Below are 14323 nucleotides of genomic sequence, written 5' to 3'. Positions count from 1 at the left end.
GGTTGCAGCAACCGCACGCTGGCGAGGCATTCGCCAACCATACGGCGTGTTCACTCTAGACCGTAGGCGTTGCAATGAAGGTGCTCCAGATCATGGTTTGCGCAACGGATCGGCTGGGCTGAGGACTGCGCGGTGCATGAAGTGCGCATGAGCGCTAGCGCCGTTAATGCACAGCTGTCGAGCTGCCCGACACCACTCAGGCCGCTTGCTGTAGCAGTTGCTCGATGGTTTCGACCAAGCGGCCTGGATCGCGATACAGATCCGCGCCGCTGATGGGACGCATGGCTTGGTTGATCTCGACCAGCAGCAGCGGCACACCCCTTGCGCCCACCTCGCGCATCAGTGCTTGTGCGTCCTCGATGCGGCTAGCGGTCTGTTCGGCAAACTGCGCTTGCTGGGTAAGCGTCGTGTGCAGGGTCTGCGCGTCAATCGCGTACCCCGCCCCGCTCAGCAAGTCGGCAGTGCAGGCCGCCACGACATCGGCCGATGACGTATCAAGCCCTTCGACATAGCGGGCCGTTTGCAGCACTGCGTACAGCTTCGGCTCCAGCGCGCTGTCGTGACCTCGAACCCAGGTCAACGCCCGGCTCATCGGCATCGAGTCGAATCGCAGCGCCCTGCCCCCCAGGATCTGCTCGAAGTACGCAGCCGCGAAGGGTTGCCCGGTCAGGGAAGCGATGCGCAGGTCGTTGCTACGGGCATACTCGGCAAATTCGGGCGTGATCACGCGCGCACCGGGGCCTGCGAAGAGGCCCGTGGGGTGCAGTTGCAGTGCATCCGGGAAGCGCTCTGCCAGACCACGTAATGCGCCGGCGCTGGCATAGCACCAGCCACAGAGCGGATCGAACAGATAATGCAGTTTGAAAGTGGCCATCTCCCGGCTCCTTAAAAGGTGATGGCGCTAGAGTATTAGGTTGCTATTCGGAGAAATAGACGCTTGGAACGTACACTTTGTTGCGTGAATCGAGCAAATACAGCATTCGGCTCGTTACGTAGCCGCTACCAACGCAACACACTAGGCCCAAGCAGCGCACCGATAGCCGTCGGCAGCAACATGCCTAGCAGATACCAAACGCCCCAGAATGCAATGCCCATCTCCGGGCAGTGCAGGCAGTAGGCCAGGGTCGCAGTGGCGCCCGCCAACAATCCGCCCGCCGCGCCGGCAATACGCAGGCGAGTTGGCGCAAGACCGCGCAGCGTCCAGAACACACCGACGAAGGTTGGCACCGACAGCAGCGCAATGTTCAGCGGGCAGGTGCGCCAGGTCTTGCCAAGGATCAGGTCGGCGCGCATATCGGCAGGTGCTGCGGCCAATTGCAGCGCAGCACCGATCCACACCAGCAGCACCGGCAGCGCCAACAGCACCCAGGCCGCCCCTCCCCGCACACCTGGCCGTGCCAGGCGATTGCTCAGCCACAACGCAAGCAGCGCAAGGCTACCGGGTAAGGCGACCTTGGCCCAAAACAAAGGGGTGCGTGCAACTTCGCCCAGGTCAGGTCGTACACCGAACAACGCCGCCATCAACAGCGCCGCGCCCAAGGCACCGCCCACCAAGGCGATAGCGAACCGCTTGCCAGCGAGGTGTCGGTCCACCGCGCTCTCTCTGGCGCTCAGCAGGTCGATCAGTTCATTGGTCTTCATGGTTTCGCAATCCTCGGATGATAGTCGCCAGGGCCTTGAGCCCACGGTGGATGCCGACCTTCACGGCAGCGCTGGAAAGCCCTGTGAGGCTGGCGGTTTCCTCCACCGACAGCCCCTCCAACTTCACATGAACGATCGGCAGGCGTTGCTTGTCAGGTAGCTGGCACAGCAGCTTGCCCAGATCACGGCTGGCCTGGGCGGGCTCGTGATCCTCGACACCGAACAGCTCTTGCTCGTCGTCCAGCAGCGGATCGTGGAGGGCTTCGCGGCGCGCAAAGGCGCGAAAGTGATCAGCCAGCTTGTAGCGCGCGATGGCTTGCACCCAGGCAGTCAACGGTTGGTCCGCGCGGTAGGTGTGGCGGGCATTGTGGACGGCCAGCAACACTTCCTGCAGCAAGTCTTCGACCTCACCGGGGCGCTGACTCAGGCGACGGCCCAGGAAAGCCCGCAGGTGCGAGCCAAGCGCCCCCAAAAACTCGCGGTACGCCCGGCTGTCGCCGCCCAGGCCGCGCAGTAGCAACGCCTGCAACTGAGCTTCACGCGCGATCAGCATTTGCTGACTGGTAGTTCGTTGCATCGGCGGTCCTGGTTACAACGTGGATAGATTCTTTCCCGCACTCACCCAACGTACGGGCGTGCCGTTGGCCTGGGAAAACAGGCATGCGCTCAATACGTTAGGGCCGCGGCAAGAAATTCTCAAAAAAATTTACCGCGCTGTAACCGGATTGCCGCCGCTGGCGAACTACTCATCGAGCCGCCGGAAAGCCTTCCGCGGCCCCTCACTCGAAGCGGAGACCGCAGCATGAAAACCCTGACCCTCGCCACCGCCGCCCTTGCCCTTGCCGCCATCACCGGCAGCGCCCTGGCCGACGACATGAACACCACGGCCAGCAATGGCGCGGCCATGGAGAAGTGCTACGGCGTCGCCCAGGCCGGCAAGAACGACTGCAAGGCCGGTGCCGGCACCACCTGTGCGGGCAGCGCCAAGAAGGACTACGACGGCATGCACTGGAAAAACGTTCCGGCCGGCACCTGCACCACCATCAAGACGCCCAATGGCATGGGCTCGCTGACCCCGAGCAAAGCCTGAGCCAAGGCCGCCGACCATGAGCACATCTTCTCAACTGGGCGCCGGGCTGGGACTGCGAGGCGAACACTACGCCCAGGCCCTGGCCTGCAACGCCCAGGAACTCTGGTTCGAAGTACATCCAGAGAACTACATGGTCGGTGGCCCGCGCCTTGCCTGGTTGGAGCGGATCGCCGAACGGCATCCGCTGTCGCTGCATGGGGTTTCGCTGTCCCTGGCGGCCGATGCAGCACCTGACGAGACGCACCTTCTGCGCTTGCGCACGCTGATCGAGCGTGTGCAACCGCCGCTGATTTCCGAGCACCTGGCCTGGTCGAGCTGGCGCGGTCGGTATTTCCCGGACTTGCTGCCCTTCCCGCGCAGCCACGCAGCCCTGACGCGGATAACCGACAATATCCAGCGCACCCAGCAAGCGCTGGGCCGGCGCATCGCCATCGAGAACCCCAGCCACTACGTACGCCTGGAGGGTCACGACTGGGATGAAGTCGAATTTCTGACGGAGCTGACGCAGCGCACAGGCTGTGGCCTGCTGCTGGACATCAACAATGTGTACGTCAGCGCACAGAACCTGAACTTCGATGCCAAACGCTATCTTGATCGTTTCCCGACGACGACGGTCCTCGAAATCCATCTGGCCGGGCACAGTCACGACGCGGGCGCCGAATTGTTGATCGACTCCCACGACGCACCTGTCGCCGAACCTGTCTGGGCACTTTACGAACACCTGATTCAACGTATCGGCCCGAGGCCGACACTGATCGAGCGCGACGACCATCTGCCCGCCTTCGATGCCCTGCTGGCCGAGCGCGAGCGTGCCCAGACGATCCTCGACCTGGCGCAGGTGAGCCCATGAGCACGGCCCTCGGCGCCTTCCAGGACGCCTTCGTCGAAGCCCTCTACCACCGCCCGGCCCCGGCGCTGCAAAGCCTCGCTCAACAGGCGGGCTTCGAGGTGTATCGCAATACCGTACTCAAAGGTTGCGTCGATGCACTGTGCGACAACTTCCCAACCCTCGAACGTCTGGTCGGCACAGACTGGCTGCGTGCCGCGGCCGCCATCCACGCTCGAACAACGCCACCCAGCGACGCGCGGCTGTTGTTGTACGGCGAGGACTTCGCTGACTTCCTCGAAGCGTTCGAACCCGCGCGGGAGCTTCCCTACCTTGGCCCCGTGGCACGCCTGGATCGACTGTGGAGCGAAGCCTTCGCCGCCCCTTCGCAAGCGGCGCTGGAGCTTGCCAGTCTGACCGGCATGAGCGCCTCGGACCTCGCGACCTGCCAGCTGAAACCGCGCGCCTGCGTACGCTGGCGCTGGTTCAACGAGCAACCGATCTACACCATCTGGCAGTGCAACCGCCAGGCCCTGCCGATACCCCAGGCAATGCTCTGGCGCGGCGAGGGTGTTTTGCTCGTCGGCCATGCCAGCGGCGTCAGCTGGCAGGCACTGGAAGTTGGCGGCTGCGCGTTCCTGGACGCCTGCGCAGCCGGCAACGACCTGGACCGGGCTTCAGCCCTGGCACTCGCGGCGCAACCGCAACTCGACTTCCACGACCTGCTCGGCCGCCTGCTCGGCGCCAGGGTGTTCAGCCCCCTCAACCCAACGCGAGACAGCCTACATGGACATCGCACGCACTCCCCATCAGCGCACCGCGCTGCGCCAGCGCTGGAATCACCTGGCCGATACCCTGCAGCACTGGCTCGGTGACGCGTTCCTCTGCCTGGTCGCGCGAGTCGGGATCGGCGCGACGTTCTTTCTGTCCGGGCGCACCAAGGTAGAGGGCCTGCTGAGTATTACGCCAGGCACCTACGAGCTGTTCCGCACCGAGTATCTGTTACCACTGCTGCCACCGCACATTGCCGCGCACCTGGCAACCTATGCCGAGCACATCTTCCCGATATTGCTGGTTCTGGGCCTGTGCACCCGCCTATCGGCCCTGGCATTGCTAGGCATGACCACGGTAATCGAGGTGTTCGTCTACCCGGACGCATGGCCGACCCACCTGGTCTGGGCGGGCCTGCTGCTGTTGCTGATCGGCCGAGGTGCCGGGCGCTGGTCGCTGGATCGAGCGCTAGGCATTCACTGAATGCGTCACCTGCAATCCGCTGCCAAAGCGACGACCTGATAGCGCAGGCGCTTCGACGGCATACGATGGCGTTCAAGGCAAAGGCACACAACAATAAGTAACCACAATACATATTGGTCACTTATTGTTCATCGCCCTGACGCTCTGTAGGCTATGGCTCATGAACAAGACTCCCTCCCCCAAAGTTGCAGCACGTGGTCCGGTGGATCACGAAGTACGTGATCAGATCGTGGCCGCGGCGACCGAGCACTTCCGGCTGTATGGCTACGAGAAGACCACGGTTTCCGATCTGGCTAAGGCCATCGGCTTTTCCAAGGCCTATATCTATAAATTCTTCGAGTCCAAGCAGGCCATCGGCGAGCTGATCTGCTCGAACTGCCTGCAACAGATACAAACCGAGGTAAGGGCCGCAGTCGATGCGGCAGACACCCCGCCCGAGAAGCTTCGGCGCATGCTCAAGACGGTGGTGGACGCCTGCCTGGCGTTGTTTTTCGAGGATCGCAAACTCTACGAAATCGCCGCCTCCGCCGCTTCCGGGCGCTGGCCGGCAACCCTCGCCTACGAAGGTTTCATCGCGCAGACCCTCGGCGAGATCCTGCAATCGGGCCGCCAGAGCGGCGACTTCGAGCGCAAGACGCCACTGGATGAAGCCACACGTGCGATCCACCTGATCATGCGCCCGTATTTCAATCCCCTGCTGCTTCAGTACGGGCTCGACACCACCGATGAAGCCCCGGCGCTGCTGTCCAGCCTGGTCTTGCGCAGTCTATCACCCTGAGTTGTGACTATTGACTAAATTGGTCACAGGAATCAAAGTGAGGCTCTCGATGACTTCGCTATGGATTCCTCATGCGCCGGCGCAACCTCCTTCTGTCTACCCTGTTCGGCGTCATGCCGCTCGTGTTGGTCGCCTGTAGCGACAAGACGCCCACCGATCCGCGCACCGACGCCCCCCTGGTCCGGGTCGCCACCGTCCAGTTGGCAACCTCCACGTCGCGAGCGTTCACCGGCATCGTCGCCGCCCGGGTACAAAGCGACCTGGGTTTTCGCGTGTCCGGCAAGGTGTCGCAGCGTCTGGTCGACACCGGGCAGAGCGTCAAGCGCGGCCAGGTCCTGTTACGCCTGGACCCGGTCGACTTGCAACTTGCCGCTCAGGCCCAGCGCGAAGCGGTAGCCGCGGCACGCGCACGCGCGCAACAGACCAGCGATGACGAGGCGCGCTACCGTATCCTGCGCGGCACCGGGGCGATCTCGGCATCCACATACGACCAGTACAAGGCCGCAGCCGATACGGCCCGCGCGCAACTCAGCGCAGCCCAGGCCCAGGCTCAGGTTGCCAGTAACGCCACCCGCTACGCCGAACTGCTGGCCGATGCCGATGGCGTGGTCATGGAAACCCTGGCCGAGCCCGGCCAAGTGGTCGGCGCAGGCCAGGCTGTGGTGCGCCTGGCACATGCCGGCCCACGCGAAGCGCTGGTGCAGTTGCCGGAAACCCTGCGCCCAGTGGTGGGCTCCAGTGCCCAGGCCCGGCTCTTCGGCAGGCACGACGTCAGCGTCGCGACCCGACTGCGCCAACTGTCGGATGTCGCCGACCGCCAGACCCGGACCTTCGAGGCGCGCTATGTGCTCGATGGCGAACTGGCCGATGCACCGTTGGGCACCACCATCACCGTGAACATCAGTGATTCGCAGAGCGCCCCATCGAACGCACTCCAGGTGCCTATCGCCGCACTTTACGACGCAGGCCACGGGCCTGGCATCTGGAGAATTGACGGGCAACCGACACACGTCACGTGGACGCCCGTCAGCGTTCAGTCGCTGGATGACGAGCGCGCGCGTGTCAGCGGTGCACTCAAGCCGGGCGAGCAGATCGTCGCACTCGGCGCCCACCTGTTGCGCGACGGTCAGCCCGTGCGCCTGGCCGAGCCGACCAGCGTGGCGGTAGCCGAGGAACGTCAACCATGAGCGAGGGCCGTTTCAACCTCTCTGCACTCGCCGTGCGCGAGCGCTCCATCACCCTGTTCATGGTCTGCCTGATTTCCCTGGCGGGGCTGGTTGCCTTTTTCAAACTCGGGCGTGCCGAGGACCCGGCCTTCACCATCAAGGTGATGACCATCGTCACCGCCTGGCCCGGCGCCACGGCCCAGGAAATGCAGGATCAGGTCGCCGAAAAGATCGAAAAGCGCCTACAGGAGCTGCGCTGGTACGACCGTAGCGAAACCTACACGCGTCCGGGCCTGGCCTTCACCACCCTATCGCTGCTCGACACCACGCCACCCGCACAAGTGCCCGAGGAGTTCTATCAGGCACGCAAGAAGATCAGCGACGAGGCCAAGACCCTGCCCGCCGGAGTGATCGGCCCGCTGGTCAACGACGAGTATTCGGACGTCACCTTCGCCCTGTTTGCACTCAAAGCCCGAGGCGAGCCGCAGCGCCGCCTGGTACGCGACGCCGAAAACCTGCGCCAGCGCCTGCTGCATGTACCGGGCGTGAAGAAGGTCAACATCATTGGTGAACAGGCCGAGCGCATCTTCGTCGAGTTCTCCCACGAGCGACTGGCCACGCTGGGCATCGACCCGCAGGCGGTGTTCGCCGCACTCAACGAACAGAATCTCCTGACCCCGGCCGGCGCGGTGCAAACCCGTGGACCGGATGTGTTCCTGCGCCTGGATGGCGCCTTCGATGAATTGCAGAAGATCCGCGACACCCCGATCATCGCCCAGGGCCGTACCCTCAAGCTTTCCGACATCGCCACAGTCAAGCGCGGCTACGAAGACCCGGCCACCTTCCTGATTCGCAACGGCGGCGAACCGGCCCTGTTGCTCGGCATCATCATGCGTGAAGGCTGGAACGGGCTCGATCTGGGCAAGGCCTTGAACGATCAAGTGCAGCAGATCAACGCCGAGCTACCGCTGGGCATGAGCCTGAGCAAAGTCACCGACCAGGCCGTCAACATCAGCGCCTCCGTCGACGAGTTCATGATCAAGTTCTTCGTCGCGCTGCTGGTCGTCATGCTGGTGTGCTTCGTCAGCATGGGCTGGCGCGTCGGCGTGGTGGTCGCGGTGGCGGTGCCACTGACCCTGGCAATGGTCTTCGTGGTAATGGCCACGACCGGCAAGAACTTTGACCGTATCACGTTGGGCTCGCTGATCCTCGCCCTTGGCCTGCTGGTGGACGACGCCATCATCGCCATCGAGATGATGGTGGTGAAAATGGAGGAAGGTTACGACCGCGTGCGGGCCTGCGCCTATGCCTGGAGCCATACGGCGGCGCCGATGCTCTCCGGCACGCTGGTCACCGCCGTCGGTTTCATGCCCAACGGTTTCGCCCGCTCCACGGCCGGTGAATACACCAGCAACATGTTCTGGGTCGTCGGTATCGCGCTGATCGCCTCCTGGCTGGTCGCGGTGATCTTCACGCCGTACTTCGGCGTCAAGCTGCTGCCCGCGATCAAACAGATCGAGGGTGGCCACGAGGCGCTCTACGACACCCCGCGCTACAACCGCTTTCGTCGGCTGCTGGGCCGGGTGATCACCCATAAGTGGCTGGTCGCAGGCACCGTGGTCGGGTTGTTCGTGACCGCCGTGCTCGGCATGGCGCTGGTCAAGAAACAGTTCTTCCCCATCTCCGACCGTCCCGAAGTCATGGTCGAAGTCCAGATGCCCTACGGCACTTCGATCGTCCAGACCAGCGCCGCGGCGGAAAAAGTCGAGGCTTGGCTTGCGCAACAGGCAGAGGCGAAGATCGTCACCGCATACATCGGCCAAGGCGCGCCGCGCTTCTTCATGGCCATGAGCCCGGAGTTGCCGGATCCTTCGTTCGCCAAGATCGTCGTACGCACCGACAACCCGGATGAGCGCGAGGCGCTCAAGCACCGCTTGCGCAAGGCGATCGCCGAGGGTCTGGCCAGCGAGGCGCAGGTGCGCGTCACCCAGTTGGTGTTTGGCCCGTATTCGCCCTACCCGGTGGCTTACCGGATCACCGGCCCGGATCCACAGCGCCTGCGCGAAATCGCCGCCGAGGTGCGCCAGGTGATGCAGGCCAGTCCGTTGATGCGCACGGTCAATAGCGACTGGGGCACCCGCGTACCCATGTTGCACTTCAACCTGCAGCAAGATCGTCTGCAGGCGGTCGGGCTGACCTCCAGTGCCGTCGCGCAGCAATTGCAGTTTCTACTCAGCGGCGTCCCTGTCACCGCCGTGCGCGAAGATATCCGTACGGTGCAGGTCGTGGCGCGTGCCGCCGGCGACATCCGCTTCGACCCGGCACGGGTGATGGATTTCACGCTGGCTGGCGCCAATGGCCAACGCGTCGCGCTGTCGCAGGTGGGCGACGTCGAGGTGCGCATGGAAGAGCCCATCATGCGTTGGCGCGACCGCCTGCCGACCCTCACCGTGCGTGGCGATACCGCCGAAGGCCTGCAACCGCCGGACGTCTCGACCGCCATCAGCCAACAGTTGCAACCCATCATCGACAAGCTGCCAAGCGGCTACCGCATCGAGCAGGCGGGCTCCATCGAGGAGTCAGGCAAGGCCAGCAAGGCCATGCTGCCGCTGTTCCCGATCATGCTGGCTGTCACGCTGATCATCATCATCCTGCAAGTGCGCTTCATCGCAGCGATGATCATGGTCTTTCTCACCAGCCCCTTGGGGCTGATCGGTGTGGTGCCGACGCTGATCCTGTTCCAGCAACCCTTCGGTATCAACGCGCTGGTCGGGCTGATCGCACTGTCCGGCATCCTCATGCGCAACACGCTGATCCTGATCGGACAAATCCGCCAGAGCGAACAGGCCGGCCTCGACCCATTCAACGCGGTGGTCGAAGCCACGGTGCAGCGCGCCAGGCCGGTGATCCTCACGGCGTTGGCGGCGATCCTGGCGTTCATCCCGCTGACCCATTCGGTGTTCTGGGGCACGCTGGCCTACACCCTGATCGGCGGCACCTTCGCCGGCACCGTGCTAACCCTGGTGTTCCTGCCGGCGATGTATGCCATCTGGTTCGGTATCCGTCCCCATCACCACGCGCCACTCGAGCAGGCACAACCGGCATGAGCCGCCCATTTCCCCAAGCCACAGGTATTCGTATGTCCAACCCCACAGTGGTCGTCATAACCGGTGTGTCATCAGGCATTGGCCGCACAGCGGCCGAACAGTTCGCCAAGCGCGGCTGCCGTGTGTTCGGCAGCGTGCGCAACCTGGACACCGCTCAGGCCCTACCCGGCGTCGAGCTGATCCAGCTGGACGTGCGCGACGAAACGTCGATCCGCCAAGGTATCGAGCATGTCGTCGCCAAGGCCGGACGCATCGATGTATTGGTCAACAATGCCGGCACCACACTGCTCGGGGCGATGGAAGAAACCGTCCTCGGCGAGGCCCAGGCACTGTTTGACACCAATGTTTTCGGGGTCTTGCGTGTCACACAAGCGGTGCTGCCGTATATGCGCGGGCAAGGTGCCGGACGCATCGTCAACGTCAGTTCGGTGCTGGGCTTCCTGCCAGCGCCCTACATGGGGTTGTACAGCGCGTCCAAGCATGCCGTGGAGGGATTGTCCGAGAGCCTGGACCACGAGGTACGACGCTTTGGTATCCGCGTCGCGCTGGTCGAGCCCTCGTTCACCCAGACCCAACTCGACATCAATGCGCCACAGGCTGCCACGCGCATCGCCGCCTATACCGGCGAGCGGACAACCGTCTCCCAGGCCATCGGGCTGAACGTGCGCAAGGCGCCGTTGCCCGCAGCAGTCGCGGCAACCATCGTCGAGGCCGCCCTTGGCAGCTGGCGGATGCGACACACTCCCAAAGGCGAAGCCACCCTACTCCGGCGCTTGCGCCGTTTCATGCCGGCAGGCCCCGTCGATTCGGGCCTGCGCAAGACGTTCGGCCTCGGCTGATTCAACCCATCCACTGGAGCCTACACCCAGCACAGCGCACGCAGTGTGGTTGCCTGTCTGGGCTGTGGCAGCAGACGTTGGATTGCCTACAGCCAACGTCTGACCTGGCCGCAATAGTGCGTGAACTGCGCGCCAAAAAGGCCGGCAAGCGCTCGCTCTTCCGGCCCGATCTGGAAGCGGTTCATGTAGATCACGAAACCGAGCACACTCAGAAGCGCTGGCGGCCAGGCGAGAAAAATCGACCAGGCTGTCAGGGCTATGGCGAACCCCAGGTACATGGGATTGCGTGTGTATCTGTACACGCCAGAGCGGACCAGAGCCGAGGCCGCGTGCGGCTTCAGTGGATTGACCGTGGTACGCGCATGGCGAAACGAAAGCACACCGGCTAGCGCAATAGCGACGCCTACCAGCAATACAACCAGCGCCAGCCCCAGACGCCAGCCGAGTGCAAATTCCCGTGCGCCGGATACGTGCTCGGCCGCCAGCCACGCCAGCACGCCAAACAGTGTGGCTACCAGCGGCGGCGGAATTCGGTTGTTCATGATCGATGCCTTTGAGAGACGAATGTCCTGCCAGGGTGAAGGCTATAGCCACTTCAGGGTCAAGCCCAAGCTTTCACCCACGTGATCGCCGTTACCCTGAGCGCTGGCCGGAGTCAGTCAACCGGCATGCAGCGATTCCGGCAATCACCGGCTCACGGCATCTGTTGCTGCTGCAAGCCGGCCAATGGGTAATTCGCGCGACTCATGAACTGACCGAAACCCCCTCCTTGGCGGACACGGGCAGGTCGAACAGTTTGTCGAAGCACCATTGAAATACCAGAGCATAGAAGAAGAAGAAAACGAACAAGCCCAGATCGGTGACCAGTGCAGCCCACCAGGAAATCCCCAGCCACCAGGCGACCAGAGGCACCAGCATTAGCACCAGCCCCCCCTCGAAACCCAATGAGTGCAGCAACCGTCTGCTCAAAGTGCGTGCCCGCTGCGGCTGACGCGCCTCCCAATACTCGAAAACAGCGTTGAACAGCACGTTCCACACCAGCGCGCTAACAGACAACATCACCGACAGCGCTCCCGCATGAACCAGGCCTTCGTCGTAGATCAAGGCGATGCTGGGCGACAACACCGTGATGGCGATTGATTCATACAGGAGCGCTTGAAGGATTTTTCTGCGAGGGCCTTGCATGGGGTGCTCCGTGGAGTGGGTAGATCACAGACGGTAGTGGCTCATGCACGGCAAGAAAAATGAGATAAATTGCACCCGCATCAATTCAATTCATCCAGGGAGTTCTGCGTGTTTTCGACTCTTCCACTCAACGCGCTGCGTACGTTCGAGGCGGCAGCGAGGCTGGGTAGTTTCAAGGCGGCCGCTGAGGAGCTTGCCGTGACCCCGGCAGCTATTTCCCACCAAATCAGAACCTTGGAAACCCACCTCGGTACACGGCTGTTCAATCGGTCTGGACAGGGCGTAGCCTTGAGCGCCGAGGGCGAGTCGCTCTATCGGCAGACGCACCGTGCACTGTTGGACATTCGCAGCAGCCTGGAGGCTTTCTATCCAGGCACAGCCCAGGCAACCCTGACCATTACCACGACGCCAGGGCTGGCCGCAGCCTGGCTGATTCCACGCTTGGGTAGCTTTTACAGACGCTTTGCGCAGTTCAATGTGCGCGTCGACACACGCAATGAAGTTGTCGATCTTCTGCGTGACTCCAGTGTCGATCTTGCGATTCGCGCGGTCAGCCGCGATGACCCGAAGCTGTTCTGCCAGGCGCTGATGGATGAGCGATTCTCGGCTTATGGCGCACCCGAGTTGATCGCCTCACTGAACGTGGATCAGGTCGAGTTGATCAACCTGAACTTGACCATTCCAGGCGCATTCTCAGTCAACTGGCAAAGCTGGTGCACGGCCGCCGATTGCCAGGCTTGGCTTGAAACCGCGCAGATGCGCGAGTTCGACGATGAGCACTTTGCGTTGGGCGCGGCCATCGCCGGTCATGGACTGGTGCTGGCAAGCAATGTACTGGTCGCTGACAGCCTCAGGCGTGGAGAGCTACTGCCCTACAGACCAGAAATCAGCCTGGCGGGGCCGCGTTATGTCGCTGCGTGCGTGCCAGGCAAGGAGCGGCACGCACCGGTGACCGCGTTCCTGAGCTGGCTGGCAGACGCTGCACGGCACCCTTGAGCCCCGGCGCGGTGAGTTGCCAGCGCCCAGATGGTGCGCCGCGCACCATAACGGCGCGGCGCTCCACTTGCCTGTCCCCCAAGGCTCACTGGCCTTCTCCTGAAACCCTTGAGCCTGCGGGTCTATCGCCGCGCACAGGCATTCTGGCACGCCTCTCGCATTACCCCTGGGGTGCGGGAGTAGCGCGAGCTATTGCAGCAAAACACAAATGGTTGGCTAGGGTTCCGATCTGCCTCGGCAGGTGCCTGGACCGAGAGCTGACGACCTCCAGTTGAGGTTACACGGCGGGATAAAAGCCCGGGAGACGCCAGACCACCCATCGCAATGGGTGTCGCGCTGCTCCTTGTCCGTCCACCGCCAACTGGAGTCACCCCATGCGAAAGCCCCTCCTGACCGCTTTCCTCACCGGCTGCGTCGTGCTGACCAGCTTTGCCGCCAAGGCCGCGCCCAAGACCGACTTCAACCTGTGCTGGAGCATCTACGCTGGCTGGATGCCGTGGGAATACGCTGCCGCCCAAGGCATCGTCGACAAGTGGGCCGACAAGTACGGCATCCACATCAAGCTCACCCAGATCAACGACTACGTCGAATCGATCAACCAGTACACCGCGGGCCAGTTCGATGGCTGCACCATGACCAACATGGACGCGCTGACCATCCCGGCCGCAGGCGGCGTCGACAGCACCGCGCTGATCGTCGGCGATTTCTCCAACGGCAACGATGGCGTGGTGCTCAAGGGCAAGGGCAAGACCGTCGCCGACCTCAAGGGCATGGACGTCAACCTGGTCGAGCTGTCGGTCTCCCACTACCTGCTGGCGCGCGCCCTGGACAGCGCCGGGCTCACCGAGCGCGACCTGAAGGTGGTCAACACCTCAGACGCTGACATCGCCGCCGCCTTCGACACTGCGCAGGTGCAGGCGGTGACCACCTGGAACCCGATGCTCGGGCAGATCAACACGCGCCAGGATGTGACCCAGGTCTTTGACTCAAGTGACATCCCCGGCGAAATCCTCGACCTGATGGTGGTCAACACCCAGACCCTGCACGACAACCCAGCGCTGGGTAAAGCACTGACCGGCGCGTGGTACGAAGTGATGGCGTTGATGGCTGAACCTTCGGCGGCCGGCAAGGCGGCCCTGGAGCACATGGCCAAGGCCTCCGGCACCGACCTCGACGGCTACGAGGCGCAATTGTCGACCACCCACCTGTTCGCCACCGCACCGGCCACCCTGGCCTTCGTCAACGGCCATGCACTGCCCAAAACCATGGAAAAGGTCGCTCAGTTCTCCTTCGACCACGGTCTGCTCGGTAGCGCTGCCCAAAGCAGTAACGCGGTGGGCATGAGCTTTGCCAACGGCGTGAGCGTAGGCGACCCGGCCAACCTCAAGCTGCGTTTCGACACCCAGTATGTGCAGATGGCCGCTGACGGCAAGCTGTGAGC

15 protein-coding genes and 1 riboswitch are annotated in these 14323 nt (G+C 63.2%); of the genes, 10 read left to right on the top strand and 5 right to left on the bottom strand.

Annotated elements, in window-relative coordinates:
- Positions 1 to 196: 196 nt before the first annotated feature.
- The 3 genes from ACNFIC_RS01820 to ACNFIC_RS01810 form a co-directional block, all read right to left on the bottom strand.
- Positions 197 to 874, bottom strand: a complete 678-nt coding sequence (locus ACNFIC_RS01820; protein WP_416779519.1) for a DsbA family protein — start codon at positions 872 to 874, stop codon at positions 197 to 199.
- 125 nt (positions 875 to 999) lie between these two features.
- The gene (locus ACNFIC_RS01815; protein ID WP_416779517.1) at positions 1000 to 1641 is read right to left on the bottom strand and encodes a DUF1109 domain-containing protein; all 642 of its coding nucleotides are present in this window, start codon (positions 1639 to 1641) and stop codon (positions 1000 to 1002) included.
- Positions 1628 to 2218, bottom strand: a complete 591-nt coding sequence (locus ACNFIC_RS01810; protein ID WP_416779515.1) for a sigma-70 family RNA polymerase sigma factor — start codon at positions 2216 to 2218, stop codon at positions 1628 to 1630. Before ACNFIC_RS01810 ends, ACNFIC_RS01815 begins: the two co-directional genes overlap by 14 nt.
- Before the next feature lie 225 nt (positions 2219 to 2443).
- Here ACNFIC_RS01810 and ACNFIC_RS01805 point away from each other — a divergent pair, with 225 nt between their 5' ends.
- From ACNFIC_RS01805 to ACNFIC_RS01770, 8 genes are all read left to right on the top strand, one after another.
- A complete protein-coding gene (locus ACNFIC_RS01805) occupies positions 2444 to 2731 on the top strand; it encodes a DUF2282 domain-containing protein (RefSeq protein ID WP_138217515.1) in 288 nt (95 codons plus the stop codon).
- Positions 2732 to 2747: 16 nt separating this feature from the next.
- Entirely contained in the window at positions 2748 to 3581 is an 834-nt protein-coding gene (locus ACNFIC_RS01800) for a DUF692 domain-containing protein (protein ID WP_416779514.1), read from the top strand.
- On the top strand, positions 3578 to 4432 hold the full coding sequence (locus tag ACNFIC_RS01795; RefSeq protein WP_416779512.1) for a DNA-binding domain-containing protein: 855 nt from the start codon (positions 3578 to 3580) through the stop codon (positions 4430 to 4432). Before ACNFIC_RS01800 ends, ACNFIC_RS01795 begins: the two co-directional genes overlap by 4 nt.
- The gene (locus ACNFIC_RS01790) at positions 4344 to 4811 is read left to right on the top strand and encodes a DoxX family protein (RefSeq protein ID WP_138217512.1); all 468 of its coding nucleotides are present in this window, start codon (positions 4344 to 4346) and stop codon (positions 4809 to 4811) included. Before ACNFIC_RS01795 ends, ACNFIC_RS01790 begins: the two co-directional genes overlap by 89 nt.
- Positions 4812 to 4971: 160 nt before the next feature.
- Entirely contained in the window at positions 4972 to 5589 is a 618-nt protein-coding gene (locus ACNFIC_RS01785; protein ID WP_416779509.1) for a TetR/AcrR family transcriptional regulator, read from the top strand.
- A gap of 71 nt (positions 5590 to 5660) precedes the next feature.
- Positions 5661 to 6776: an efflux RND transporter periplasmic adaptor subunit gene (locus ACNFIC_RS01780; protein WP_416779507.1), complete on the top strand. Its 1116-nt coding sequence runs from the start codon at positions 5661 to 5663 to the stop codon at positions 6774 to 6776.
- Positions 6773 to 9862, top strand: coding sequence for an efflux RND transporter permease subunit (locus tag ACNFIC_RS01775; RefSeq protein WP_416779505.1), 3090 nt, complete (start codon positions 6773 to 6775; stop codon positions 9860 to 9862). The genes ACNFIC_RS01780 and ACNFIC_RS01775 overlap by 4 nt, the downstream gene beginning before the upstream one ends.
- 32 nt (positions 9863 to 9894) lie before the next feature.
- Positions 9895 to 10701: an oxidoreductase gene (locus tag ACNFIC_RS01770; RefSeq protein WP_138217508.1), complete on the top strand. Its 807-nt coding sequence runs from the start codon at positions 9895 to 9897 to the stop codon at positions 10699 to 10701.
- A gap of 86 nt (positions 10702 to 10787) precedes the next feature.
- On the opposite strand, the gene ACNFIC_RS01765 is transcribed toward ACNFIC_RS01770, so the two are convergent.
- Both ACNFIC_RS01765 and ACNFIC_RS01760 read right to left on the bottom strand, forming a co-directional pair.
- Positions 10788 to 11243 (bottom strand): methyltransferase family protein, encoded by a 456-nt coding sequence (locus ACNFIC_RS01765; RefSeq protein ID WP_138217507.1) that lies wholly within the window; start codon positions 11241 to 11243, stop codon positions 10788 to 10790.
- Between the two features lie 202 nt (positions 11244 to 11445).
- On the bottom strand, positions 11446 to 11886 hold the full coding sequence (locus ACNFIC_RS01760) for a PACE efflux transporter (protein WP_138217506.1): 441 nt from the start codon (positions 11884 to 11886) through the stop codon (positions 11446 to 11448).
- Positions 11887 to 11994: 108 nt separating this feature from the next.
- On the opposite strand from ACNFIC_RS01760, the gene ACNFIC_RS01755 reads away from it, so the two are divergent.
- Positions 11995 to 12882, top strand: coding sequence for a LysR substrate-binding domain-containing protein (locus ACNFIC_RS01755; RefSeq protein WP_416779502.1), 888 nt, complete (start codon positions 11995 to 11997; stop codon positions 12880 to 12882).
- Positions 12883 to 13087: 205 nt separating this feature from the next.
- A riboswitch (guanidine-I (ykkC/yxkD leader) is annotated at positions 13088 to 13188 on the top strand.
- 68 nt (positions 13189 to 13256) lie between these two features.
- Positions 13257 to 14321, top strand: coding sequence for a putative urea ABC transporter substrate-binding protein (locus ACNFIC_RS01750; RefSeq protein WP_138217504.1), 1065 nt, complete (start codon positions 13257 to 13259; stop codon positions 14319 to 14321).
- Positions 14322 to 14323 lie beyond the last annotated feature (2 nt).

The sequence above is a fragment of the Pseudomonas sp. NY15463 genome (assembly GCF_048068415.1).
Classification (GTDB): domain Bacteria; phylum Pseudomonadota; class Gammaproteobacteria; order Pseudomonadales; family Pseudomonadaceae; genus Aquipseudomonas; species Aquipseudomonas mosselii_C.
This window is presented reverse-complemented; position numbering and strand designations above follow the sequence as displayed.

What these genes read in the sequence shown, in the direction of transcription:
- ACNFIC_RS01810 (WP_416779515.1), bottom strand. Translation starts at nt 2,218, where the DNA reads ATGCAACGAACTACCAGTCAGCAAATGCTGATCGCGCGTGAAGCTCAG.
- ACNFIC_RS01775 (WP_416779505.1), top strand. Translation starts at nt 6,773, where the DNA reads ATGAGCGAGGGCCGTTTCAACCTCTCTGCACTCGCCGTGCGCGAGCGC.
- ACNFIC_RS01770 (WP_138217508.1), top strand. Translation starts at nt 9,895, where the DNA reads ATGTCCAACCCCACAGTGGTCGTCATAACCGGTGTGTCATCAGGCATT.
- ACNFIC_RS01815 (WP_416779517.1), bottom strand. Translation starts at nt 1,641, where the DNA reads ATGAAGACCAATGAACTGATCGACCTGCTGAGCGCCAGAGAGAGCGCG.
- ACNFIC_RS01760 (WP_138217506.1), bottom strand. Translation starts at nt 11,886, where the DNA reads ATGCAAGGCCCTCGCAGAAAAATCCTTCAAGCGCTCCTGTATGAATCA.
- ACNFIC_RS01785 (WP_416779509.1), top strand. Translation starts at nt 4,972, where the DNA reads ATGAACAAGACTCCCTCCCCCAAAGTTGCAGCACGTGGTCCGGTGGAT.
- ACNFIC_RS01800 (WP_416779514.1), top strand. Translation starts at nt 2,748, where the DNA reads ATGAGCACATCTTCTCAACTGGGCGCCGGGCTGGGACTGCGAGGCGAA.
- ACNFIC_RS01750 (WP_138217504.1), top strand. Translation starts at nt 13,257, where the DNA reads ATGCGAAAGCCCCTCCTGACCGCTTTCCTCACCGGCTGCGTCGTGCTG.
- ACNFIC_RS01765 (WP_138217507.1), bottom strand. Translation starts at nt 11,243, where the DNA reads ATGAACAACCGAATTCCGCCGCCGCTGGTAGCCACACTGTTTGGCGTG.
- ACNFIC_RS01780 (WP_416779507.1), top strand. Translation starts at nt 5,661, where the DNA reads ATGCGCCGGCGCAACCTCCTTCTGTCTACCCTGTTCGGCGTCATGCCG.
- ACNFIC_RS01805 (WP_138217515.1), top strand. Translation starts at nt 2,444, where the DNA reads ATGAAAACCCTGACCCTCGCCACCGCCGCCCTTGCCCTTGCCGCCATC.
- ACNFIC_RS01795 (WP_416779512.1), top strand. Translation starts at nt 3,578, where the DNA reads ATGAGCACGGCCCTCGGCGCCTTCCAGGACGCCTTCGTCGAAGCCCTC.
- ACNFIC_RS01790 (WP_138217512.1), top strand. Translation starts at nt 4,344, where the DNA reads ATGGACATCGCACGCACTCCCCATCAGCGCACCGCGCTGCGCCAGCGC.
- ACNFIC_RS01820 (WP_416779519.1), bottom strand. Translation starts at nt 874, where the DNA reads ATGGCCACTTTCAAACTGCATTATCTGTTCGATCCGCTCTGTGGCTGG.